The sequence below is a fragment of the Streptomyces sp. NPDC127098 genome (assembly GCF_042722465.1).
GTDB lineage: Bacteria > Actinomycetota > Actinomycetes > Streptomycetales > Streptomycetaceae > Streptomyces > Streptomyces millisiae.
Genome location: NZ_JBHXFJ010000065.1, coordinates 13,963 through 37,033 on the forward strand (window position 1 = coordinate 13,963; position 23,071 = coordinate 37,033).

A 23,071-nucleotide genomic window follows, 5' to 3' on the forward strand; every position below is an offset into this window, starting at 1 on the left:
CCAAAGTGGACACCTTCGGGCCGGTGCCCGCCCTTACGCTGGCTCGCATGGTCCGCCGCCTGATCGCCCTCGCCGCCGTGTCGCTGGCGGACACCGCGATCCTGGCGGCCGTGCTGCGCGATCGCGGGTCCTCGCCCTGGCCGCTCGCCGGCTACGCGGTCGCCGCCCTCGCGGTGGCGGCGCTGTGCCGGCGCCGCCCGCTGGCCGGGTTCGCCGCGGCGCAGTGCGCCGCCTCGCTCACCGGCGCGGGCCACGCGCTGCTGCTGTGGTCCTCCTACCTGGCGGGGCGCGCGCTGCGCGGCCGGGCCGACGCGGCCGTCGTCGCGGGCGCGGTGCTCGGCGGTATCGCCGTCCAGCTCCTGGCCGTCCCCGTCAGGACGGACGTCCTATCGCGGCTGGTCTCCGGTCAACTGATCTTCGTGGCCCTGCCGTTGCTGCTCGGTCGCTATCTCGCCCAGCACCACAGGCTGCTGCGCGCCCTCGACGAGCGGAACCGGCGGCTGCTGCGGGAGCGGGAGTTCCTGGCCGAACGGGAACGGCTGCGGGAGCGGTTGCGCATCGCCCGGGACATGCACGACTCGCTGGGCCACCGGCTCTCGCTGGTCTCCGTGCAGGCGGCGGCCCTGGAGGTGGCCGAGCTGCCGCCGGCCCAGCGCGCGACCACCCGGCAGCTCGCCGAGGCGGCGCGCGGCGCGCTGACCGAACTACACGACCTGGTCGGCGCGCTGCGGGGCACCGACGCCGGGCCGCGGCCGCCGGAGCACCGCCTCGCGGGGATCCGCAGCCTGGTCGCCGGCTGCCGCGCGGCCGGCGTGCCGGTGACGCTGCGGGAGCGCGGCGCCGAGCTGCCGCTGGGTGCGGCGGGCTGGGGAGCGGCCCACCGGGTGGTCGAGGAGGGGCTGACCAACGCGGCCAGGCACGCGCCGGGCCGGCCGGTCACCGTGGCGCTCGACTGGGAGTCCGACGCGCTGCTGCTCACCGTCGTCAATCCGCTGGCCGCCCCCGCCGCGCCCCCGGCGCCGTCCGGCGGCCACGGCCTGGCGGGCCTGGCCGAGCGGGTCGGCGCGGCCGGCGGCTTCCTCGACCACCGGCACGGCGAGGACGGCTTCCGGCTGGTCGCGATGGTCCCGGCCGAGGCCGTCGAGGCCGTCGAGGCCGTCGAGGCCGCCGAGGTGCCGGAGCCCGGCGCCGTCGGCGTCGCCCGCGGCCTGGCGCTCGGCACCGTGACCGCCGTGGTGATGCTGGCGGTGCCGGCCGCCGGGATGCTGGTCGGGGTGCGCTGAGATGACGGACGACGCCGAGCGGGCGGCGGTCCGCGTCCTGCTGGCCGACGACGAGCCGCTGATCGTGGCCGGGCTGCGCACCGTGCTCCAGGCGGCGCCCGGCATCCGGGTCGTGGCCGAGGCGGGCGACGGCCGCGCCGCCGTCGACGCCGCCCTGCGCCACCGGGTGGACGTGGCGCTGCTCGACATCAGCATGCCGGCGCTCGACGGCCTCGGCGCGCTCGAAGAGCTCCAGCACCGCGCGCCCGGCGTGCGCGCCGTGATGCTCACGGCGTTCGGCGCCGAGCCCAACGTGCTGCGCGCCCTCCAGGCGGGCGCCGCCGGCTTCCTGCTGAAGAACTGCACCCCCCAGGAGCTGGTCGCCGCCGTGCGCGCCGCCCACGGCGGCGACGCCTACCTGTCGCCCCCGGTGACCCGCCTCGTGTTGGGCCGCGTCACCCCGCGGGCGGCGCGCCGCCGACGGGAGGCGGCTGAGCTGCTCGCCCGCCTCACCGCCCGCGAGGCGGACGTGGTGCGGCTGGTGGCCGAGGGCCTGTCCAACGCGGAGATCGCCGGGCGGCTGCGGATGAGCGAACTGTCCATCAAGACGTATGTCAGCCGGGCGCTTGGCAAGCTGGACTGCGCCAACCGGGTGCAGGTCGCGCTGCTGGTGCGGGACGCCTCGTCCGGTGGCCTCGGCTGAGTCGGCACCGCACCGGCTTCCCCAACGTTTCCCCAAATCTGCGGGGCACCGGGCGCGCCTCCATCGAAATCCGGCATTTTGCAAGAAATGTGCCCGTCGCTGGTCAGCTGACAAGACGGGCAGGTTCTCCATGGGACTGACACGACGCGGACTGCTGGGCCGCGCCGCGGGCGCCGGGGTGGCCACCCTCGGCCTGCACGCCGCCGGACTGAGCGCGGGCGCCGCCTGGGCCGTACCCAGGTTCGCCGCCGACCCCTTCCAGCTCGGCGTCGCCTCGGGCGACCCGCGGCCGGACGGGGTCGTGCTGTGGACCAGGCTGGCCCCCGACCCGCTGGCCGTCGACGGGCGCGGCGGGATGCCGGCGGCGACGGTCGACGTCGAGTGGCAGGTCGCCGAGGACGAGGCGTTCGGCCGCGTGGTCCGCTCCGGCGTCGCGCCCGCCGTGCCCGAGCTCGGGCACTCGGTCCACGTCGAGGTGGCGGGACTCACCCCGGGCCGCGACTACTTCTACCGCTTCCGGGTCCCGCCGGGGGACACCGTCAGCCCTGTCGGCCGCACCCGCACCGCCCCGACCTCGGCCAGCGAGCTGCGGCTGGCCTTCGCCTCCTGCCAGTGCTGGTACGAGGGCTTCTACACCGCCTACCGCCACCTGGCCACCGAGGACCTGGACCTCGTCGTCCACCTGGGCGACTACATCTACGAGTACGGCGTCGGCGCCACCGGCGGGGTGCGCGGCCTCAGCCTCGACGCCTCCTACCAGCGCGAGACCCGCACTCTCGCCGAGTACCGCAACCGGCACGCGCTCTACCGCCTCGACCCCGACCTCCAGGCCGCCCACCAGGCGTTCCCCTGGGTGCTGACCTGGGACGATCACGAGGTCGAGAACAACTGGGCGGGCGACGTCGCCCAGATCGACTCCGACGGCTTCCCCGACGACGACGTCACCGCCTTCCGCGCCCGCAAGGCCGGCGCCTTCCAGGCCTACTACGAGCACCTGCCGCTGCGCCTCCCGCAGAAGCCCGACGGCGCCGACTCCCGCCTCTTCCGGCGGCTGCGCTTCGCCGACCTCCTCCAGCTGCACGTCCTCGACACCCGCTCCTACCGGGACGACCAGGTGTGCGGCGACGGCACCCAGTTCGGCTGCGAGGCCGAGCGCTCAGACCCGTCACGCACCATGCTGGGCGCGGCCCAGGAGGGCTGGCTGCTGGACGGCACCCGGCGCGCCGGCACGGCGTGGAACGTGCTCGCCAACCAGACCCTGATCGCCCAGGCCGACCACGACACCGACCCCGCCACCCACACCGTTGGCCTGGACATGTGGGACGGCTACACGGCCGCCCGCGACCGGCTCCTCACCGGCCTGCACGACCGCGGCGTCACCAACTGCGTGGTCCTCACCGGCGACATCCACCGCAGCGTGGTCGCCGACCTCAAGCTGGACTTCGACGACGAGAGCTCCCCGGTGGTCGCCACCGAGTTCGCCGGCACCTCGGTCAGCTCCGGCGGCGACGGCACCCCGATGGACACCTTCGGCTTCAACTGGATGACCCCGGGCGTGAATCCCCACTTCAAGTGGCACAACTCGCAGCGCGGCTACACGGTGATCGGCCTCACCCCGACCGAACTCCGCGCGGACTACCGGGTGGTGCCCTACGTCACCACACCCGGCTCGTCGGTCGAGACGGCGGCCTCCTTCGTGGTCGAACCCGGCCACCCCGGAGCCCACCAACTCTGAGGCGCCCGCGCCTAGAGTGTCACCGTGACCGAAGACGCTCCTGGAACCCGCCGCCTCGGCGTGATGTACGACCGTTCCCTCCCGCCGGAGGGCCTCGCCGAATTCGCCCGCGCCGCCGAGCGGTTGGGCGTCGACGACCTGTGGGTGGTGGAGGACCTGGGCTGGGCCGGCGGAATCTCGTCGGCCACGCTCGCGCTCTCCGCCACCGAGCGGCTGCGGGTCGGCATCGGCATCGTGCCGGCCCCCTTCCGCAACCCCGCCCTGCTGGCCATGGAGGTGGCCACCGTGGCCCGGCTCTTCCCCGGCCGCCTGGTCGCCGGCATCGGCCATGGCTCGCCCGAGTGGATGGCGCAGGTCGGCGCGGCCTCCCCGACCAAGCTGGCCCTCCTCGAGGAGACGATCGTCGCGGTCCGGTCCCTCCTCTCCGGCGCCACGACCGACATCGCCGGCCGCACCGTCCAGATCGACGGCGTCACCCTCGTCCACCCGCCGGCCGAGCCCCCGCCCCTGGTCACCGGCGTCGTCCGGCCCCGCTCGCTGGAACTCTCCGGCCGGGTCGCGGACGGCACGATCATCGCCGAGGGCCAGGGCCCCGCCCGCCTCGCCGCCGCCCTCGCCCACATCGAACGCGGCCGCGCCACGGCCGAGACCCCGCGCCCCGCCCACGAGCTCATCACCTTCACCCACCTCCACCTCGGCGACGACCCGGCCGCGCAGGCCCCCGTGATCGCCGAGTACTCCGGCTGGCTCGGCATCCCCCCGGAGGACGTCTTCCTCGCCGCCGGCGACCTCGCCACGGCTGCCACCCGCGTCGCCTCCCTCTGGGAGGCCGGCGCCCACACCGTCGTCCTCCGCCCCATCGGCGACGACCCGCTGGACCAACTCGCCGCGATCCTCCCGGCACTCCCGCGGGGGTGACGGACCGGCAGGCGGTCAGGAGGGCGGCCAGCTGCGCAGGGCCAGGTCGGCGACCCGCTGGAGGTCGTCGTGGGTGGCGCCGCTGGCCGCCTGGACGGCGATGCCGTTCGCCACGGTCATGAGGTAGCGGGCGAGGAGGTCGGGATCGCTGTCGGGCGGCAGGTCTCCTTCGTCGACGGCCTGCCGGAACCGGTCGCGGAGGTGGGCGGTGTGCTCGTTGCGCCAGGTGACGAGCTCGTCGCGGGCGGCGCGTCCGGGGTCGCCGGCGGCGAGTGAGCCCTGGACGCCGAGGCATCCGCTGGGGCAGCCGGGGCGGGTGGTGGCCCGGACGGAGCCGTTGAGGAACGCGGTGGCCACCTGGTGGGCGGTCGGCTCCCGCAGGGCGCGGGCGCCGTACGAGGCGGGGCCCTCGGTGTAGCGCTCCAGGGCCTTGCGGAACAGCTCCTCCTTGTTGCCGAAGGCCGCGTACATGCTGGTGCGGGTGATGCCCATGGCCTTGGTCAGGTCGGTGAGGCTGGCGCCTTCGTAGCCCTGTTCCCAGAAGACCCGCATGGCGCGTTCGAGCGCCTCGTCGGCGTCGAATCCCCTCGGGCGGCCGATCGGCGCCTTCTGCCGCGTCTCCATGCCGTCGATCCTACCTCTTCTGTACTGCTCGGTGCGGAAAGTGGTACGGTCCCGTTCGGCGTCGATCAGTACCGATCGGTACCGAACTCTGGGGAGGTCATCACCATGGGACAGCTCGAAGGAAAGACCGCCGTCGTCACCGGCGGCGGCACCGGGATCGGACTGGCCAGCGCCGTCCGGCTGGCGGCCGAGGGCGCGCACGTGTTCATCACCGGCCGACGCGGGACCGTGCTGGACGCGGCCGTCGAGACCATCGGCCGGGAGCGGGCCACGGCGGTGGTGGGCGACATCTCCGACCTGGCCGACCTGGACCGGCTCTACGACACGGTCCACGCCCGGGGCCGGGGCCTGGACGTGCTGTTCGTCAACGCCGCCACCGCGTCGTTCGCGACGCTTGAGCAGGTCACCGAGGAGCACTTCGACGAGACCTTCGGCGTCAACGTCCGGGGCACGCTGTTCACGGTGCGGAAGGCGCTGCCGCTGCTCAACCACGGCGCCTCGGTGATCCTCAACGCCTCCGTGCGCGCCGACGACGGCGTCGCGGCGTTCGGCACGTACGCGGCCTCCAAGGCGGCGATCCGCTCCTTCGCCCGGACCTGGGCCAACGAACTCAAGGACCGCGGCATCCGGGTCAACGCGATCTCCCCCGGCACCATCGACACCCCCGGGCTCGACGCCGTCGTCGCGGGAGACGCGGCTGTCACCAAGGCGCGGTTCGCCGCGCAGGTCCCCCTGGGCCGGATCGGGCGCCCGGAGGACGTCGCCAACGTGGTGGCCTTCCTCGCCTCCGAGCAGAGCGGCTTCATCCTCGGGGCCAACCTGTACGTGGACGGCGGCGAGAACCAGCTCTGACCGCGGACGACGCCCGCCGCGCGATCGGCGGCACCCCGGGCCCCGGCCCGGGCCCCCGCACCCCCCGGCCCTCGGACGTCGGGCCGGGGGTGGGACGCGGGTCAGGCCTTCGCCACGCCGACCGGGCAGCTCAGCCCCGTGCCGCCGAGGCCGCAGTAGCCGGCGGGGTTCTTGTCGAGGTACTGCTGGTGGTAGTCCTCGGCCGGGTAGAAGGCGCGGGTGTCGGCCGGCAGGATCTCCGTGGTGATCGCGCCGTAGCCGGAGGAGGCGAGCACCCGCTGGTAGGCGGCCTTCGACTCCTCCGCCGCCGCGGCCTGCTCCGGCGAGTGGGTGTGGATCGCCGAGCGGTACTGGGTGCCCACGTCGTTGCCCTGGCGGAAGCCCTGCGTGGGGTCGTGGGACTCCCAGAACACCTTCAACAGGTCGCCGTAGGAGACCACCGAGGGGTCGAAGACGACGCGGACCGTCTCGGTGTGGCCCGTCATGCCGCTGCACACCTCCTCGTAGGTCGGGTGCGGCGTGATGCCGCCCTGGTAGCCGACCAGGGTGGTCCACACGCCCGGCGTCTGCCAGAAGCGGCGCTCGGCGCCCCAGAAGCAGCCGAGGGCGAAGTCGGCGACCTCCAGGCCCTCCGGGTAGGGGCCGAGGAGCGGGTTGCCCAGGACGGTGTGGCGGGCCGGCACCTCGAAGGGCCGCTCGGCGCGGCCGGGCAGGGCCTCGTCCTGGCTGGGGAGCCTGGACTTGAAGGTGTACAGCATGGTCGATCTCTCTCCTGTGGTCGTCCGACGTCGGTGGTGGTCCTGGTCGGCGCTACTCGCCGGCGATGGCCAGGGCACGGTAGGTGGCGTACTCACGGGCCGGGTTCTCGCCGTCCACCCACGGAATCGCTCCCACATAACCGTCGATGGCCCGCACCTGTTCCGCCGCCTCCGGGTACCTCTCGGCGCGCACCAGGAAACACAGCAGCAGATGGCGCACGTGCGGCTCCACGGGGTGACCGGTGCGCGCCGTGTTCACCGCGAACTGCGCGGCCTCGACGGCGTCGGAGACCACCGCGCCCGTGTAGAGGCTGGGGGAGAGCTGCACGTCGGGCAGGTGGTCGTAGACGGCGAAGAGCGGCAGCGCGGCCAGCAGGCTGCCCTCGGGGGCCGAGGCGGCCGCGGCCGTGGCGAACGCGTCGGCCTGCTTGCGCGAGCCGTGCCACTTCTCCGACCAGTAGGGGAGGGCCGCCAGGTGGGCGCCCATGTGCGCCGGGTCGCGCTGGGTGACGTTCGACCACAGCGCCTCGAAGTCCGCCGGCCGGTAGCTGAGACCGCGGGCGATGAACAGCTCGGTGATGTAGGGGGTCGGGTCCTCGGGGGCCAGCTTGGCGGCCTCGGCGCAGACCGTGCGGGCCTCCTCCAGGATGATCCGGTGGTCGGCCGAGGACGGGTCGGCCATCGCCTGCCAGACCAGGAACTGCGCGTACACCTGGGAGCCGCCCGCGTCGTTCGGCTCGTCGGCGCGCCAGCTCCGCAGCCAGGCGGCGCCCGAGGTGTCGCCCGCGGCACGCGAGCGGGCCAGCTCCATCGCGGCCGCGCCGGCCAGCGACTGCACCCGCTGCCAGCGCAGCTCGCGGTCGTCGGTGAGGGCGAGCAGCTGACCCGCCGGACGCCAGTTCTGGGTGCGCTGCACCTCTTCGAGGGCGGCGACCAGCTGCGGGTCGGGCCCGGGCAGCCGCACGTCGAGCTGGTCGACGGGGACGAGGCCGGTCGCGGTCGGGGCGCCGACGCCGTCGCCGTCCTTGCCCAGCCGGACGCCGAAGACCGGGCGGGTGGTCCCTGCCTCGGCGGTGGCGGCGGCCCGCTCGAGCTCCTGGCGCTCGCGTCGCCTGCGGATGGCGGGCACCACGACCACCCCGAAGATGGTCGTCAGCGCGATGAGCAGCAGAAGGGCTTCCATGGCGGCGCGGCTCCCCCTCGTTCCTTCGGGTGTCCACCCTATGACGGGTGCATGTCGGCTGCGCCGGCGCTGCGGCCTGCGCGATATGTCAACCGTAAGGCCCACTACCGTGTACTCATGAACGAGCAGCACAGCCCGTCACGTTTCGAGACGCTGGCCATCCACGCCGGGCAGGAACCGGACGCGGTCACCGGAGCGGTGGTGCCCCCCATCCACCAGGTGTCCACCTTCAAGCAGGACGGTGTCGGCGGCCTGCGCGGCGGCTACGAGTACAGCCGCTCGGCCAACCCGACCCGCACCGCCCTTGAGGAGAACCTGGCGGCGCTCGAGGGCGGCCGGCGCGGCCTGGCGTTCGCCTCCGGGCTCGCCGCCGAGGACTGCCTGCTGCGCACCGTGCTGCGCCCCGGCGACCACCTGGTGATCCCGAACGACGCCTACGGCGGCACCTTCCGACTGATCGCCAAGGTGGTGGAGCGCTGGGGCGTGGAGTGGTCGGTCGCCGACACCTCGAACCCGGACGCGGTGCGGGCGGCGCTGCGGCCCACCACCCGCCTGGTGTGGGTGGAGACGCCGTCCAACCCGCTGCTCGGCGTCACCGACATCGCGGTGGTCGCGGACCTGGCGCGCTCGGCCGGCGCCCGCCTGGTGGTGGACAACACCTTCGCCAGCCCCTACCTGCAGCAGCCGCTGGCACTCGGCGCCGACGTGGTGGTGCACTCGACCACCAAGTACCTCGGTGGCCACTCGGACGTGGTGGGCGGCGCCCTGGTCACCTCGGACGCCGGCCTCGCGGACGAGCTCGCCTTCCACCAGAACGCGATGGGCGCCATCGCCGGCCCCTTCGACTCCTGGTTGGTGATGCGCGGCATCAAGACGCTGGCCGTGCGGATGGACCGGCACAGCGCCAACGCGGCGCGCGTCGTCGAGGCGCTGGTCGCGCACCCGAAGGTGGTCGAGGTCTTCTACCCGGGGCTCGACACGCACCCGGGCCACGAGACGGCCGCCAAGCAGATGCGCGACTTCGGCGGCATGGTGTCCTTCCGGGTGGCCGGCGGCGAGGAGGCGGCCGTCGCCGTGTGCGACCGGGCGCGGCTCTTCACGCTCGGCGAGTCGCTCGGCGGCGTCGAGTCGCTGATCGAGCACCCGGGCCGGATGACGCACGCCTCCGCCGCGGGCTCCGCGCTGGAGGTGCCGGCCGACCTGGTGCGGCTCTCGGTGGGCATCGAGGCCGTGGACGACCTGCTGGCCGACCTGGCGCAGGCGCTCGCCTGAGCCGAGCCCCGGGGCGCGACCCCCCGGGACGGCCGCCGGGCGCCCCGCCTCAGCCGGACTGGAGGCGGGCGATCGAGGAGTTGAAGCGGGTGAGGAGCGCGCAGAACGTGGCGCGATCCTCCTCCGTCCAGTCCGCCGTGAGCAGCGTCATCAGCCGGCGCCGTGACTCCCGCACCTCCTCCAGGCGGTCGCTGCCGCGCGCCGAGATCCGCAGCACCACGGCCCGCCCGTCGTCCGGGTCGGCGGTGCGCTTCACCAGCCCCGAGTCGACCAGCGGGGCGACCTGCCTGGTGACCGTCGACGAGTCGATCCCCATGCCGGCGGCCAGCGCCTTGACCCCGGTGGGGCCCTCCTGGTCGAGCCGGCTCAGCAGCAGGTACGCGGCCCGGTCCATGGTGCCGCGGGTGGGGCCGAGGCCGGCGAGCCGCGTCTGCTCGGCCCGCCGCGCGAACACCGCCACCTCGTGCTGGAACGCGTCGAGCAGGGCGACGTCGGCCACGGCCGGCGGGTCGGCCGGGGCAGCGCCGTGGGACGGGGCGGCGGGTGCGGTGGGTTCAGGAGTCATGTCCGGGTCTGTCGTCGGGGCGCGGCGGCCGCGGGGGGTGGCTCGCTGACTGGGCATCAGCGTACGCCGCCGCACTGACACCGGGGCGCGCGATGCCGGATCCGCCCCGTGCCACCCCGACGCACCACGTCCCTTCGGGCCCGAGGGGGCCTCGGGGGCGTCTGGCTGCCAGACTGGCGGCATGGCTGAGAACCACCGGCCCCGGCTGGACGACGTGCTGGCCGCCCAGAAGACGCTCGCCGGGATCGCCCGGGTCACGGCGATGGAGGGCAGCCGGTATCTGAGCCGGCTGGTCGGCGCGCCCGTCCACCTCAAGTGCGAGAACCTGCAGCGCACCGGCTCCTTCAAGATCCGCGGCGCCTACACCAGGATCGCCGGCCTCGACGAGGCAGAGCGGGCCCGCGGCGTGGTCGCCGCGAGCGCCGGCAACCACGCGCAGGGCGTGGCGCTCGCGGCCTCGCTGCTGGGGGTGCGCTCGACCGTGTTCATGCCGGTCGGCGCCCCGCTGCCGAAGATCGCCGCGACCCGCGAGTACGGCGCCGAGGTGCGGCAGCACGGGACGGTGGTGGACGAGACGCTGGCGGCGGCCAGCGAGTACGCGGAGCGCACCGGCGCCGTGCTGATCCACCCCTTCGACCACGAGGACGTGGTGGCCGGCCAGGGCACGGTGGGCCTGGAGATCCTGGAGCAGTGCCCCGAGGTGCGGACGATCGTCCTCGGCATGGGCGGCGGCGGGCTGGCGGCCGGGGTGGCGCTGGCGGTGAAGTCGCTGCGGCCCGACGTGCGGATCGTCGGGGTGCAGGCGGCGGGTTCGGCCGCCTACCCGCCCTCGCTGGCCGCCGGGCGCCCGGTGGCGCTGCCCGAGGTGGCCACCATGGCGGACGGGATGAAGGTGGGGCGCCCCGGGGACGTGCCGTTCCGGATCATCGCCGACCTGGTGGACGAGGTCCGCACCGTCTCCGAGGACTCGCTCTCCGGGGCGCTGCTGCTCTGCCTGGAGCGGGCCAAGCTGGTGGTGGAGCCGGCCGGGGCCAGCCCGGTCGCGGCGCTGCTCGCCGATCCCGAGGCGTTCGTCGGCGGCCCGGTGGTGGCGGTGCTGTCCGGCGGCAACGTGGACCCGCTGGTGCTCCAGCGCACCCTGCGGCACGGCATGGCGGCGGCCGGGCGCTACCTGTCGCTGCGGCTGCGGGTTTCGGACCGGCCCGGCGCGCTGGCGGCGCTGCTCGGGGAGCTCTCGGTGACCGACGCCAACGTGATCGCGGTCAACCACGTCCGCACGGATCCCAGGCTCGGGGTGGGCGAGGCCGAGGTGGAGCTGCAGTTGGAGACGCGGGGGCCGCGGCACTGCGAGGAGGTCACGGAGGCGCTGCGGGCGGCTGGCTACGGCGTCATGGACTGAAGGGGGCCGAACTCCCGGGCCGGCCGGCGGACCGGCGGATCGCGACACGACAGGTGTTCGAATACGGAAACGGGTATCGCGATGTATCGCGAGTGCCCTAGACTGGCGTCCCCGCGCTCCGCGGGACACCCTGAACCTGCCGATCCGAAAACGGGAGAAACACCATGCCAGGTGCCATCTACGCCGAGGGTCTGGTGAAGACCTTCGGCGATGTCAGGGCACTGGACGGCGTCGACATCGACGTGCCCGAGGGCACCGTCCTCGGCCTCCTCGGGCCGAACGGCGCGGGCAAGACCACCACCGTGCGGGTCCTCACGACCCTGATCCGACCCGACTCCGGGCGCGCCGAGGTGGCCGGGATCGACGTCCTCGCCCACCCCAACGAGGTGCGCCGCTCCATCGGCCTGTCGGGCCAGTTCGCCGCGGTGGACGAGTACCTGACCGGCCGGGAGAACCTGCGGATGGTCGGCCAGCTCTACCAGCTGTCCGCGAAGGACGCCAAGCGTCGGGCCGACGAGCTGCTGGAGCGGTTCAACCTGGCCGACGCCGCCGACCGCACCACCAAGACCTACTCGGGCGGCATGCGCCGCCGCCTCGACCTGGCGGCGGCCCTGGTCGTCAGCCCGCCCGTGATGTTCATGGACGAGCCGACCACCGGCCTCGACCCGCGCAACCGGCAGGCGCTGTGGGAGGTGATCCAGGAGCTGGTCGCCGGCGGCACCACGCTGCTGCTCACCACCCAGTACCTGGAGGAGGCCGACCACCTGGCCGACACCATCGCCGTGGTCGACCACGGCCAGGTCATCGCCCGCGGCACCTCCGACCAGCTCAAGGACCAGACCGGCGGGGACGTGGTCGAGGTCGTCGTCCACGACCGCGAGCACATAGCGGCGGCCGAGGAGGTGCTGCGCCGCCTCGGGGACGGCGAGCCCTCGCTGGTCGAGCACACCCGCAAGCTGAGCGTGCCGGCCTCCGGCGGCGCCAAGCTGCTCGCCGAGGTCATCCGTGAGCTCGACGGCCGGGGCATCGAGATCGACGACATCGGGCTGCGCCGCCCCACCCTGGACGACGTGTTCATCTCGCTCACCGGCCACGCGGCCGAGCAGGCGGGCAACGCCGCCGACGGCGAGGCCGAGGGCGCGGGCGCGGCGAAGAAGGCCGCGACGAAGGGGAACGCGGCGAAGGAGAAGGGGGACCGCCGATGAGCACCACCGTCCAGAAGTCCGTGCCGGTGCCCGTGCCGCGCGCCGGGGACCGGATCTCGTTCGCCCAGGGCCTGCGGGACTCCCTGGTCGTCGCCCGGCGGAACCTGCTGCGCATGCTGCGGATCCCCGAGGTCGTCGTCTTCGGCATCATCCAGCCGGTCATGTTCGTGGTGCTGTTCGCCTACGTCTTCGGCGGCTCGATCAACATCCCGGGCGCCGGCACCGACGCCTCCGCCTACCGCGAGTTCCTGATGGGCGGCATCTTCGCGCAGACCGTCACCTTCGCCGTGGCGGGCTCCAGCGCCGGCATCGCGGAGGACATGCAGAAGGGCATCATCGACCGCTTCCGCTCGCTGCCCATGGCCCGCGGCGCGGTGCTCACCGGGCGCACCTTCGCGGACGTCGTGCAGACGGCCGTGGTGCTGCTGGTGCTGGCCGTCGTCGCCTTCCTGGTCGGCTGGCGGATCCACGACGGCGTGCTCAGCGCGCTCGCGGGCTTCGGCCTGCTGCTGCTCTTCGGCTACGCCTTCACCTGGATCGGCGCGCTGATCGGCCTCTCGGTCCGCTCGCCCGAGGCCGCCACCTCGGGCGGCCTGGTCTGGCTGTTCCCGCTGACCTTCATATCCATCGCCTTCGTGCCCTCGGAGAACATGCCGGGCTGGCTGCAACCCGTGGCCGAGTGGAACCCGTTCAGCGCCATCGTGCTGGCGGCCCGCGAGCTCTTCGGCAACCTGCCGGCCGGATACCAGGCGCCCGACGCCTGGCCGATGCAGCACCCGGTGCTGGCCTCGCTCATCTCCTCGGTGGTCGTCATCGCCGTCTTCCGCACCCTCGCGGTCCGCAAGTACAAGCGGGCCGCCGGCTGAGAAGACCGGCTCCGCCGACTCTTCCCCTCCCGGCCTCCGTTCTGTCACGATTCGCCCTCACGAGAACTCTCGACGTCAAGACGGCGTGGTAGGAAGCGAGTTGGGCAGGCGAGCAGTCGGTCCCTCATGTCCACAGGAGGAGACCGGGAGGGGGAAGAGCATGACGACACATGTCGTGGGCGCGCTCACCGAGCGGCACCGGGCGGAGATCGACGGGCTGATCGAGCGTGCCGTGCAGGAGGAGGTGCGGCGCTCCGAGGGCCGGATCGACGGCCCGCAACTGCTCCAGCGGGCCCGCGCCGCGCTGGACGAGATACTGCGGCCCGCGGAGGAGGAGTACGCGGCGTATCTCCGTGCGGAGACCGAGCACGCGCCGAGCCGGCTGGCCGACCGGTTCGGCCGGCGCGCCGTGGGGGGCCCGGCGGCCGCGGCCGCCGGCGCGGCGCTCGCCGCGCTGCTGCTGATCGGCAGCATCGACGACTCGGCCGCCACCGCCTTCGCCGACGCCGCCATCGTGGGCGTCGCCGCGCTGGCCGGCTTCTTCGCGCAGGCCGTCCTCGCCCACCTGCTGTCGGCCGAGCGGCAGGCGGGCAGCATCAACCAGCCGGGCGGCGTCGAGCAGCTACGGCTCGCCTGGCGCAACGCGGTCGAGGTGCGTGGCCTCCGCCCGTACCTGGAGCAACAGCGCGCCGTGGCCCCGCGTCGCGAGCCGCTGAGCCCCGAGCAGCGGGAGCCGCGCCGGGTCAGCCAGCAGCGACCCCGCGACCGCGGCGGCGCCGCCCGCACCAGAGCCGTGCTCGCCCGCTCCTTCGACCGCCTGCCGGAGCCGGGCAACCCGTTCATCGGCCGCCGCAGCCAGCTCACCCAGATCACCCAGTGGGTCAACCGCGACCGGGCCCGCACCGACACCCGGCCCACCGTCGTCGTGCTGCACGGCCCCTCGGGCTCCGGCCGCACCATGCTGGCCCGCTGGGTCGCGCAGGAGACCCGTGAGCTGTTCCGCGGCGCCTGCCTGGTCGACCTGCGCGGCCAGAGCGAGAACCCGCTCACCACCAGGGACGCCCTGCTCCACCTGCTGAACCGGCTCGGCGCCCCGCGCGAGCAGTTGCTCTTCCGCGACGGCGCCGCCGGCGGCGCCGACGCGGCCCACCCGCGCCGCCTGATGGAGCGCTACCAGCAGCACCTGGCCGGCCTGCCCGTGGTGCTCATCCTGGACGACGCCACGGACCCCGAGCAGGTGCGCGCCCTCATCCCGGAGCGCTCCGACTCACTGGTGCTGGTCACCGCCACCGAGCCGCTGCGCGTCGAGCCCGACTTCCCCGCCTCCGTCCACCACCTGGAGCTCGGCCCGCTCGACCAGGCCGCCGCCGAGGAGCTGCTGCGCGCCGCCGTCGCCGACGGCGGCGCCATCGCCGCCGGCGAGCCCTACGACGAACCCTACGACGACGTCGGCTGGCGCCGGGTGGTGGAGCTGTGCGAGGGCCGCCCGCTGCTGCTGCGGATGGTCGGCGCCGCGCTCGGCGAGCGCTCCCCGGCCCGGCTCGCCGACGACCTCACCAACCACCCGGGGGACGCGGCCGAGCGCGCCCTACGGCTGCGCTACGCCGACCAGGACGAGCCCGCGCGCCGGCTGCTGCGCCGGCTCGCGCTCGTCGGCCGCGCCAGCCTGGGCGCCCGCGCCGCCGCCGCGCTCCTCGACGTCCGCGAGCAGGAGGGCGCCCGCCGACTCGAGGAGCTGACCGCCGCGGGACTGCTGCGACACGTCCGCGGCAACCGCTACCGGCTGCACGACCTGGTGCGCCGCTTCGCCCGCGCCCGGCTGCACGAGGAGGAGACCGACGAGGACCGCTCGGCCGCCCAGGAGCGGCTGATCCGCAGCTACGCCGACCTCGCCGACACCGTGATCCGCCTCGTCGACGGCAAGACGTCGACGCGCGCCGACCTGCTGCCCGCCGCCGCCGGCGGCCACGGCTTCACCTCGCTCGACGCCGCCCTGCGCTGGCTCGACGACGAGACCAGCTTCATCACCGCCACCCTCCGACACGCCGACGAGCGCGTCGACCGGGACGCCGTCCAGCACCTGCTCGGCGCCCTCTGCGACTACTGCCTGCTGCGCGGCGACCTCTACCGCCTCGGCGAGCTCAACGAGCTGACCCAGGCCGTCAACCAGGGCCTGCTCACCCGCTCCGTCCAGTGGCGCACCGGCGTCGCGGCCCGCCAGCTCGGCGACCTCGACAAGGCGCGCTCCACCCTCTCCGACGTGGTCACCCTCTACCAGCAGGCCCACCACGAGGCGGGCACCGCCCGCGCCCTGCGCGACCTGGGCATCACCCTCCAGCACCAGGGCCAGCTGCGGGGGGCCGGCGAGAAGCTGCGGGAGGCCCTGGAGCTCCAGACCGACGCGGGGCTCGACGGCGACCGGGCCTGGACGCTGCACGCGCTGGCCGCCGTGGAGCGCGAGTGCGGCCGCGTCGGCTCGGCCAGGGCCATGCTGGCCGAGGCGCTCCGCCTGCACCAGCGCAGCGGCAGCGTGCACGGCGAGGCCTGGACCCGCTTCCAGCTCGGCCAGACGCTGCTGTGCGGGGGCGACATCCCCGGTGGCGAGCGCGAGATCCGGCTCTCCCTCGACCTCTACGAGCGCTCCCGGGACGTCCGCGGTGTCGCCTGGGCGCAGACCGAGCTCGGCCTGGCCCGCGTCTACGACGGGGACCCGACGGCCGCCGAGGAGCAGCTGCGCGCCGCCCTCGCCAGGCACCGCGACACGGAGGACGCGCGCGGCGAGGCGTGGACCCTGTACAACCTGGGCCAGGCGCTGGAGGAGAGCGGCGACCTGGCCGGCGCCGTGCGCACCCTGGAGCAGGCCCGCGCCAAGTTCTCCCGCATGCGGGACGTCTACGGCCTGGCCTGCGCCCGCCACCACTCGGCGCGGGTCACCAGGGACATGCGGGCCGAGTCCACCGGGTCGCTGCGCAACAGCGGCTTCGCGCGCCAGCTGCTCAACGACGCCAGGCGCGACTTCCAGCGCGCCGGCGTGGTCTACGGGGAGGCGTGGACGTGCGTCGAGCTCGCGGTGGTCGACGCGGGGAACGAGCGCCTGGGCCAGGCCCTGGAGCTGACAGACGAGGCGCTGCGCCTCTTCACCGACGGCTACGGCGAGGGCCGGGCCGACCGGCGGGGCGCCGACTGGGCCGCGTTCCTGCGCTGCACCCTGCTGCCGCTGGCCTCACCCGGCGGCTCGGAGGTCGGCGCGGCGGTGGCGCAGGAGGAGCTGGCCGAGCTGCTGCGCGCCGAGCACCCGTGGCGCGACCCCAGGCTGACCGACGCCGCGCACAGCTTCGCGCTGATGCTCACGCGCGGCCTCGGCCCGGAGGACGGCTGGCCCGCCTGGCGCCTCGGCATGGTGCCGAGACGCGCCGCGCGGGACGTCTTCGGCGTCCTCGACGCGGCCTGAGGCCGGCCGGAACCTAGGAGCGGGCCGGGGAGGAGCCGGTGGCGGCCCCGGCCGGCTCGCCGGCGCCCTCGGCCTCGCCCCGGTCGGACTCCTTGACGGAGATCCGGCCCAGGTGCCTGCTCATGGACTTCAGCAGGATCCAGACCGCGATCCCGAGCACCGCGAACACGATGAAGCCCAGCACACCGGGCGTGACCGTGTACTCGTTCAGGGGCTGGGCCGCGAGGGGAAGCCGCTCACTCATGTCGTCCATGGCCTCAATTCTGGCGGATGCCCGCGAAGAGGTCGGACTCGGGGAGCGCGGTATCGACCCGGGACTTCGCCAGCTCGTAGTCCTCGGTCGGCCAGACCTCCTGCTGGAGCTCCATCGGCACCCGGAACCAGCCGCCGTCCGGGTCGATCTGGGTGGCGTGCGCGATGAGCGCCTTGTCCCTGGTGGGGAAGTACTCCGCGCACGGCACCCGGGTGGTCAGCGACCGCTCGGGCCGGTCCGAGTCGTCCCAGCGCTCCAGCCACTCGCCGTAGGGCGACTCCAGCCCGCGGGCGAGCAGCGCCTCGTGCAGCGCGACGGTGCGCGGCCGGTTGAAGCCCTGGTTGTAGTAGAGCTTCAGCGGCTGCCAGGGCTCGCCGGCCGCCGGGAAGCGCTCCGGATCCCCGGCCGCCTCGAAGGCGACCATGGAGATCTTGTGGGTCATGATGTGGTCCGGGTGCGGATAGCCGCCGTTCTCGTCGTAGGTGGTCATCACGTGCGGCCGGAACTCCCGCACGAGCCTGACCAGACGCTCGGCCGCCACGTCGATGTCCTGGAGGGCGAAGCAGCCCTCGGGCAGCGGCGGCAGCGGGTCGCCCTCGGGCAGCCCGGAGTCCACGAAGCCCAGCCACTCCTGGCGGACCCCGAGGATCTCGCGGGCCTCCGCCATCTCCCTGGCGCGCACCTCGTGGATGTGCTCCTCCAGGTACGGGTCGCCCTGCAACTTCGGGTTGAGGATCGAGCCGCGCTCGCCGCCGGTGCAGGTGGCGACCAGCACGTCCACGCCTTCGGCCACGTATTTCGCCATGGTTGCCGCGCCCTTGCTGGACTCGTCGTCCGGATGGGCGTGCACGGCCATGAGTCGCAGCTGCTCTGTCAAGGCTCGTCCTCAGTCACTCGGGTGGGTCGTCCGGGGCTTCTCCCGGGCTTCTATAGTGACTGATGGACCAGGGGTCGTTGTTCCCGTTTTTCACGCCATGACCTCTCCCACGCCGAACCGCGAGTTCCCGGAGGTCGAAGATGGCTGACACCCGCACGGGGCTCCCCGCCGGCCGCTACGGCCGTGCCACCGACGACGCCCGCACCGACCGCCGGCTGATGATCGTGGGCGGGGTGCTCGGCGCCCTGCTGCTCGCCTTCGTGGCGTGGGCCGGGTACGCGTACGTCGCGGGCGAGCAGGTGAGCTCCGAGCTCACCGGCTTCGACGTCGTCTCGGACGAGCGGATCGACGTGAACCTCGCGGTGCGCAAGCCGGCGGACCTGGTGGCCGTGTGCACCGTCCGGGCCCAGGCGGAGGACGGTCTTGAGGTCGGCCGGGCGGACTTCACGTTCGACGAGGACGAGTCGAGCCTGCACCGTTCCGTTACTCTGAGGACTACGCAGCGTGCCACCGCTGCCGAGCTGATCAGCTGTTCGGAGGCCCAGGGCGCCCGGTAGGCAACCCTGGGTTTCACGCGTGGCAGCGGAGGGTAATCCTTCCGCACATCGGCCAGCGTTGTTAAAGTCGACAGTTCGATCGATGTTTCCGCCCGCCCAGCGGCGTAGCCGTCCGGGTCGGGCCTTGTTTTTATTTCCCTTCGCACAATCCCGAGGAGCACCTGTGACGCAGACCAGCGACACTGTCACCTGGCTGACCCAGGAGGCGTATGACCAGCTCAAGGCCGAGCTGGATCATCTGTCGGGTCCCGCCCGCATCGAGATCGCGAAGAAGATCGAGCAGGCACGCGAAGAGGGCGACCTCAAGGAGAACGCCGGCTACCACGCCGCCAAGGAGGAGCAGGGCAAGCAGGAGGCCCGCGTCCGCCAGCTCACCCAGCTCCTGCAGAACGCGCAGGTCGGCGCCCCGCCGGCGGACAACGGCGTGGTCTCGCCCGGCATGGTCGTCACCATCGCCTTCGACGGCGACGAGTCCGACACGATGACGTTCCTCCTCGCCTCCCGCGAGTTCGCGACGTCCGACATCGAGACGTACTCGCCGCAGTCGCCGCTCGGCGCCGGCGTGCTCGGCAAGAAGGCCGGCGAGGACGCCGAGTACGAGCTGCCCAACGGCAGGAAGGCCATGGTCCGGGTCCTGGAGGCCAAGCCCTACCAGGCCGCCTGAGCGCGCCCCGCGGCGCGCCGCCGCCCCTCCCTCCCGTCTCGCCCGTCCTGCGGCGCCCCCGGCGCCCGGTGCAGGATGGACCCATGGCAAACCGACTCGCCGCCGAGACCTCGCCCTACCTCCTGCAGCACGCCGAGAACCCCGTCGCGTGGTGGCCCTGGTGTCAGGAGGCCTTCGACGAGGCGCGGCGGCGGGACCTCCCGGTGCTGCTCAGCGTCGGGTACGCGAGTTGCCACTGGTGTCACGTCATGGCGCGGGAGAGCTTCGAGGACGCGACCGTCGCCGAGTTCCTGAACGAGCGCTTCGTCCCGGTGAAGGTGGACCGGGAGGAGCGTCCGGACGTCGACTCCGTCTACATGGACGCCGTGCAGGCCGCCACCGGACAGGGCGGCTGGCCCATGACCGTGTTCATGACCGCCGAGGGTGAGCCGTTCTACTTCGGCACCTACTTCCCGCCCGAGCCGCGCGGCGGCCTGCCGTCCTTCCGGCAGCTGCTGGAAGGCGTGGACTCGGCCTGGCGGGACCGCAGGGGCGAGGTGGCGCAGGTGGCGGCGCGGATCGCGAGCGACCTGGCCGGCCGCGAACTGCCGTACGAGGCGCCCGCGCCGCCCACCGCCGAGGACCTGGCGGTGGCGGTCAGCGGCCTGGACCGGGAGTTCGACGAGGAGCGCGGCGGCTTCGGCGGCGCGCCCAAGTTCCCGCCGCCGATGGCCCTGGAGTTCCTGCTCAGGCACCACGCGCGGACCGGGGCCCCGGAGGCGCTGCGGATCGTGGAGCGCACCTGCGAGGCGATGGCCAGGGGCGGGATCTACGACCAGCTCGGCGGCGGCTTCGCCCGTTACGCGGTCGACGCGGCGTGGGTGCTGCCGCACTTCGAGAAGATGCTGTACGACAACGCGCTCCTGGCGCGGCTGTACACGCACCTGTGGCGGAGCACCCGTTCGCCGTTCGCCCGCCGGATCGCCCTGGAGACCGCCGACTTCCTGGTGCGCGAGCTGCGCACCCCGGAGGGCGGCTTCGCCTCCGCGCTCGACGCGGACAGCGAGGTGCCGGGCGGGGGCCACGAGGAGGGCGCCTACTACGTCTGGACGCCGGAGCAGCTGGCCGAGGCGCTGGGTGGCGAGCCGTCCGGCTACGAGCTGAGCGAGGCCGGCACGCTGCTGCTGCCGGCCGGCGAGCCGCCGGCCGAGCAGCGGGCCAGGCTGCTCGCGGCGCGGACCCCGCGGGCCAGGCCCGAGCGGGTCGAGCTGGTGATCGCCGCCTGGAACGGGCTGGCCATCGCGGCGCTCGCCGAGGCCGGCGGCTGCTTCGAACGTCCCGACCTGGTGACCGCGGCGACGGACGCCGCCGAACTGCTGGCCCGGGTGCACCTGGACGGCGAGGGCCGGCTGGCCCGCACCTCGCTCGACGGCCGGGCCGGGCCGAGCGTCGGCGTCCTGGAGGACTACGGGGACGTCGCCGAGGGCTTCCTCACCCTCTACGGGGTGACCGGGCAGAGCCGCTGGCTCGACCGTGCCGGCGCGCTGCTCGAAACGGTGCTGACCCGCTTCGCACGTCCCGACGGCGCGCTCTACGACACGGCCGACGACGCGGAGACCCTGATCAGGCGCCCCCAGGACCCGACCGACGGCGCCGCCCCGGCCGGCTGGACGGCGGCGGCCGGCGCGCTGCTCTCCTACGCCGCCTACACCGGAAGCGACCGGCACCGCAGGGCCGCCGACCTGGCGCTCGGCATCGTCACGGCGCTCGCCCCGCGCGCGCCCCGGTTCATCGGCTGGGGCCTGGCGGTGGCGGAGGCCGCGCTCGACGGCCCGCGGCAGGTCGCCGTCGTCGGCCCGGTGGGGGACGCGGCCACCGCCGCACTCCACCGGACGGCGCTCACGGCGAACGCGCCCGGCGCGGTGGTGGCGCTCGGCGCGCCGGAGGCGCCCGACGGCGTGCCGCTGCTCGCCGACCGCCCCCTGCGGGACGGGCAGCCCACCGCCTACGTCTGCCGCGGCTTCACCTGCGACCTCCCCACCAGCGACCCGACGACCCTGGCGGCGCAGCTGGGCGGGCCCGGCGCGAGCTAGTCCGTGCGGCCGACCAGGCCGGTCTCGTAGGCGATGATCACCAGGTGGACCCGGTCACGGGCGTCGAGCTTGGCGAGGAGCCGGGTGACATAGGTCTTGGCGGTGGCGGCGCTGATGGAGAGCCGTTCGGCGATCTCGGCGTTGGTCAGCCCGGCGCCCACCAGGGTCAGGACCTCGCGCTCCCGCTCGGTGACGCCGGTCGGTGCCCTGGCCGGCGGCGGTGCGGCGGGGCGGGCGGCGAACTCCCTGATCAGCCGCCGGGTCACGCCCGGCGCGAGCAGCCCGTCGCCCGTCGCGACCACCCGGATCGCGTCGAGGATGTCGTCGAGCGCCATGTCCTTGACGAGGAAGCCGGCCGCGCCCGCGCGCAGCGCCCCGTAGACGTAGTCGTCGTCGTCGAAGGTGGTGAGCACGATGACGTGCGCCGGGCTCGGGCCGGTCGTGATCCGGCGGGTGGCCTCGACGCCGTCCATCCCCGGCATCCTGATGTCCATCACCACCACGTCGGGCGCGAGGCGCTCCGCGAGGCGGACGGCCTCGGCGCCGCCGTCCGCCTCGCCGACCACCTCCAGGTCGGCCGCCTCGCCGATCACCATCCGCAGCGCCGTCCTGACCAGCGGCTGGTCGTCGACGAGCAGCACCCGGACCGCCGTCATCGGACGCCCACCGGCAGCGGCAGCCGGGCGCTGACCAGGAAGCCGCCGCCGGCCAGCGGCCCGGCCGTGAACTCGCCGTGCAGCAGGGCGACCCGCTCCCGCATCCCGACCAGGCCCCAGCCCGTGCCGGTCGCCGTGCCCACGCCGTTCCCCCCGTCCAGCACCTCGATGCTGAGCTCCTCGCCCCGCTGGTCGATCGTCACCCGGCAGCGGTCGGCGCCGGAGTGCCGCACCACGTTGGTGACCGCCTCCTGGACGATCCGGTACGCCGAGACGTCGATCTCCGGCGGCAGCGGCCCCGACTCGCCGAGCCGGCACACGTCCACCCGCACCCCGGCCGCCGTCGTCGCCTCGGCGAGGCGCGGCACGTCGGCGAGGCCGGGGCCCGGGTCGAGCGGTGCCCGCCCGGGGGCCGACTGGCGGAGCGCGCCCAGCATGCGGCGCAGGCCGGCCAGGGTCTCCCGGCCGGTGGCCTCGATCTCGCCCAACGCGGTCCTGGCCATCGCCGGTTGGCTGTCGATGACCCGGCCGGCCGCGCCGGCCTGCAGGGCGATCACGCCGATGCTGTGCGCCACCATGTCGTGCAGCTCGCGGGCGATCCGCAGCCGCTCCGCCGTCACGGCCTGCGCGGCGGCCTGGGCGCGCGCCGCCTCGGCGTGCTCACGCGCCTCCCGGGCGGCGTTGCCCAGCAGCCAGGCGATCACGGCGGTCAGCGCGACGGCGAGCGCCGCCGAGAGACCGACCACCCAGCCGGAGAGCAGCCGGGCGGCGAGGAAGCCGGCGAGGGTGGCGAGCGACAGGCCGAGCGCCATGGCACCGGTGCGCCGCGGCCCGGCGGCGGCGACGAAGTAGAGGGCGACGTCCACGGCGAGGAACTGGGCCATCGGGATCCCGCCCACGCTCAGGGGGACCGTCGCGATGACGGAGCCGGTCAGCAGCAGCGCGAGCGCCGGCAGGGGGCGACGGTCGAGCCGGCGGGCGCCGAGCACCGTCACGAAGGCCGCGACCGCGAGGAAGAGCAGGCCGTCCCACCGGTACAGCAGCACGCCCGGATAGACACTGGGCTCGCTCTCACCGGGCAGCCGCATCCGCATCAGGAAGGTGAGCACCGCGCCCACGTACCAGGCCAGCACGACCCAGGCGGTCGGCGGCAGGTGCCTGAGCCGCGGAAACGGGGACTGGTCGACGGGCATGGCCCC

The 23,071-nt window shown here is 74.3% G+C and carries 21 protein-coding genes; 13 read left to right on the forward strand and 8 right to left on the reverse strand.

What is annotated here, in order from left to right:
• Positions 1-47: 47 nt before the first annotated feature.
• The 4 genes from ACFWI8_RS29690 (at position 48) to ACFWI8_RS29705 (ending at position 4,618) form a co-directional block, all read left to right on the forward strand.
• Entirely contained in the window at positions 48-1,283 is a 1,236-nt protein-coding gene (locus ACFWI8_RS29690) for a sensor histidine kinase (protein ID WP_387097865.1), read from the forward strand.
• Between the two features lies 1 nt (position 1,284).
• Positions 1,285-1,965 carry a response regulator gene (locus ACFWI8_RS29695; protein ID WP_387097867.1) on the forward strand — a complete coding sequence of 227 codons (681 nt, stop codon included), beginning with the start codon at positions 1,285-1,287 and terminating at the stop codon, positions 1,963-1,965.
• A gap of 130 nt (positions 1,966-2,095) precedes the next feature.
• Positions 2,096-3,700, forward strand: coding sequence for an alkaline phosphatase D family protein (locus tag ACFWI8_RS29700; RefSeq protein ID WP_387097870.1), 1,605 nt, complete (start codon positions 2,096-2,098; stop codon positions 3,698-3,700).
• 63 nt (positions 3,701-3,763) lie between these two features.
• On the forward strand, positions 3,764-4,618 hold the full coding sequence (locus ACFWI8_RS29705; protein ID WP_387097937.1) for an LLM class flavin-dependent oxidoreductase: 855 nt from the start codon (positions 3,764-3,766) through the stop codon (positions 4,616-4,618).
• Positions 4,619-4,633: 15 nt separating this feature from the next.
• Here ACFWI8_RS29705 and ACFWI8_RS29710 read toward each other — a convergent pair whose 3' ends face one another.
• Positions 4,634-5,242, reverse strand: a complete 609-nt coding sequence (locus ACFWI8_RS29710; protein WP_387097873.1) for a TetR/AcrR family transcriptional regulator — start codon at positions 5,240-5,242, stop codon at positions 4,634-4,636.
• Between the two features lie 105 nt (positions 5,243-5,347).
• On the opposite strand from ACFWI8_RS29710, the gene ACFWI8_RS29715 reads away from it, so the two are divergent.
• Entirely contained in the window at positions 5,348-6,094 is a 747-nt protein-coding gene (locus tag ACFWI8_RS29715) for an SDR family NAD(P)-dependent oxidoreductase (RefSeq protein ID WP_387097876.1), read from the forward strand.
• A 101-nt stretch (positions 6,095-6,195) separates the two neighbouring features.
• On the opposite strand, the gene msrA is transcribed toward ACFWI8_RS29715, so the two are convergent.
• Positions 6,196-6,852 carry a peptide-methionine (S)-S-oxide reductase MsrA gene (msrA, locus tag ACFWI8_RS29720; protein ID WP_387097879.1) on the reverse strand — a complete coding sequence of 219 codons (657 nt, stop codon included), beginning with the start codon at positions 6,850-6,852 and terminating at the stop codon, positions 6,196-6,198.
• Positions 6,853-6,904: 52 nt separating this feature from the next.
• A complete protein-coding gene (locus tag ACFWI8_RS29725; protein ID WP_387097882.1) occupies positions 6,905-8,035 on the reverse strand; it encodes a hypothetical protein in 1,131 nt (376 codons plus the stop codon).
• Between the two features lie 117 nt (positions 8,036-8,152).
• Between ACFWI8_RS29725 and ACFWI8_RS29730 the strand changes: the two genes are divergently transcribed.
• Entirely contained in the window at positions 8,153-9,307 is a 1,155-nt protein-coding gene (locus ACFWI8_RS29730) for a cystathionine gamma-synthase (RefSeq protein WP_387097885.1), read from the forward strand.
• 49 nt (positions 9,308-9,356) lie between these two features.
• Here ACFWI8_RS29730 and ACFWI8_RS29735 read toward each other — a convergent pair whose 3' ends face one another.
• Positions 9,357-9,872 carry a MarR family winged helix-turn-helix transcriptional regulator gene (locus ACFWI8_RS29735; protein ID WP_387097888.1) on the reverse strand — a complete coding sequence of 172 codons (516 nt, stop codon included), beginning with the start codon at positions 9,870-9,872 and terminating at the stop codon, positions 9,357-9,359.
• A gap of 181 nt (positions 9,873-10,053) precedes the next feature.
• Between ACFWI8_RS29735 and ilvA the strand changes: the two genes are divergently transcribed.
• The 4 genes from ilvA (at position 10,054) to ACFWI8_RS29755 (ending at position 16,793) form a co-directional block, all read left to right on the forward strand.
• The gene (gene ilvA / locus ACFWI8_RS29740; protein ID WP_387097891.1) at positions 10,054-11,271 is read left to right on the forward strand and encodes a threonine ammonia-lyase; all 1,218 of its coding nucleotides are present in this window, start codon (positions 10,054-10,056) and stop codon (positions 11,269-11,271) included.
• A gap of 164 nt (positions 11,272-11,435) precedes the next feature.
• Positions 11,436-12,476, forward strand: a complete 1,041-nt coding sequence (locus ACFWI8_RS29745) for an ATP-binding cassette domain-containing protein (RefSeq protein ID WP_387097894.1) — start codon at positions 11,436-11,438, stop codon at positions 12,474-12,476.
• On the forward strand, positions 12,473-13,342 hold the full coding sequence (locus tag ACFWI8_RS29750) for an ABC transporter permease (protein ID WP_311601836.1): 870 nt from the start codon (positions 12,473-12,475) through the stop codon (positions 13,340-13,342). The genes ACFWI8_RS29745 and ACFWI8_RS29750 overlap by 4 nt, the downstream gene beginning before the upstream one ends.
• Before the next feature lie 160 nt (positions 13,343-13,502).
• Complete coding sequence (locus ACFWI8_RS29755; RefSeq protein ID WP_387097898.1) at positions 13,503-16,793, forward strand: tetratricopeptide repeat protein; 3,291 nt, start codon at positions 13,503-13,505, stop codon at positions 16,791-16,793.
• Between the two features lie 13 nt (positions 16,794-16,806).
• Here the strand turns inward: ACFWI8_RS29755 and ACFWI8_RS29760 are convergent, their stop codons facing one another.
• Both ACFWI8_RS29760 and mca read right to left on the reverse strand, forming a co-directional pair.
• Positions 16,807-17,046: a hypothetical protein gene (locus tag ACFWI8_RS29760; RefSeq protein WP_387097901.1), complete on the reverse strand. Its 240-nt coding sequence runs from the start codon at positions 17,044-17,046 to the stop codon at positions 16,807-16,809.
• A gap of 4 nt (positions 17,047-17,050) precedes the next feature.
• Positions 17,051-17,923, reverse strand: a complete 873-nt coding sequence (gene mca, locus ACFWI8_RS29765) for a mycothiol conjugate amidase Mca (RefSeq protein WP_387097904.1) — start codon at positions 17,921-17,923, stop codon at positions 17,051-17,053.
• A 140-nt stretch (positions 17,924-18,063) separates the two neighbouring features.
• Between mca and ACFWI8_RS29770 the strand changes: the two genes are divergently transcribed.
• The 3 genes from ACFWI8_RS29770 to ACFWI8_RS29780 all read left to right on the forward strand — a co-directional run bounded on the left by ACFWI8_RS29770 (position 18,064) and on the right by ACFWI8_RS29780 (position 21,216).
• Positions 18,064-18,480 carry a DUF4307 domain-containing protein gene (locus ACFWI8_RS29770; RefSeq protein ID WP_387097907.1) on the forward strand — a complete coding sequence of 139 codons (417 nt, stop codon included), beginning with the start codon at positions 18,064-18,066 and terminating at the stop codon, positions 18,478-18,480.
• 163 nt (positions 18,481-18,643) lie between these two features.
• A complete protein-coding gene (greA, locus tag ACFWI8_RS29775) occupies positions 18,644-19,144 on the forward strand; it encodes a transcription elongation factor GreA (protein ID WP_311601841.1) in 501 nt (166 codons plus the stop codon).
• Positions 19,145-19,227: 83 nt separating this feature from the next.
• Positions 19,228-21,216, forward strand: coding sequence for a thioredoxin domain-containing protein (locus ACFWI8_RS29780; RefSeq protein ID WP_387097910.1), 1,989 nt, complete (start codon positions 19,228-19,230; stop codon positions 21,214-21,216).
• Here ACFWI8_RS29780 and ACFWI8_RS29785 read toward each other — a convergent pair.
• Together ACFWI8_RS29785 and ACFWI8_RS29790 are read right to left on the reverse strand one after the other, a co-directional pair.
• Positions 21,213-21,872: a response regulator gene (locus tag ACFWI8_RS29785; RefSeq protein ID WP_387097913.1), complete on the reverse strand. Its 660-nt coding sequence runs from the start codon at positions 21,870-21,872 to the stop codon at positions 21,213-21,215. The two genes, ACFWI8_RS29780 and ACFWI8_RS29785, sit on opposite strands and share 4 nt — an antisense overlap.
• A complete protein-coding gene (locus ACFWI8_RS29790; RefSeq protein WP_387097916.1) occupies positions 21,869-23,065 on the reverse strand; it encodes a sensor histidine kinase in 1,197 nt (398 codons plus the stop codon). The genes ACFWI8_RS29785 and ACFWI8_RS29790 overlap by 4 nt, the downstream gene beginning before the upstream one ends.
• Positions 23,066-23,071 lie beyond the last annotated feature (6 nt).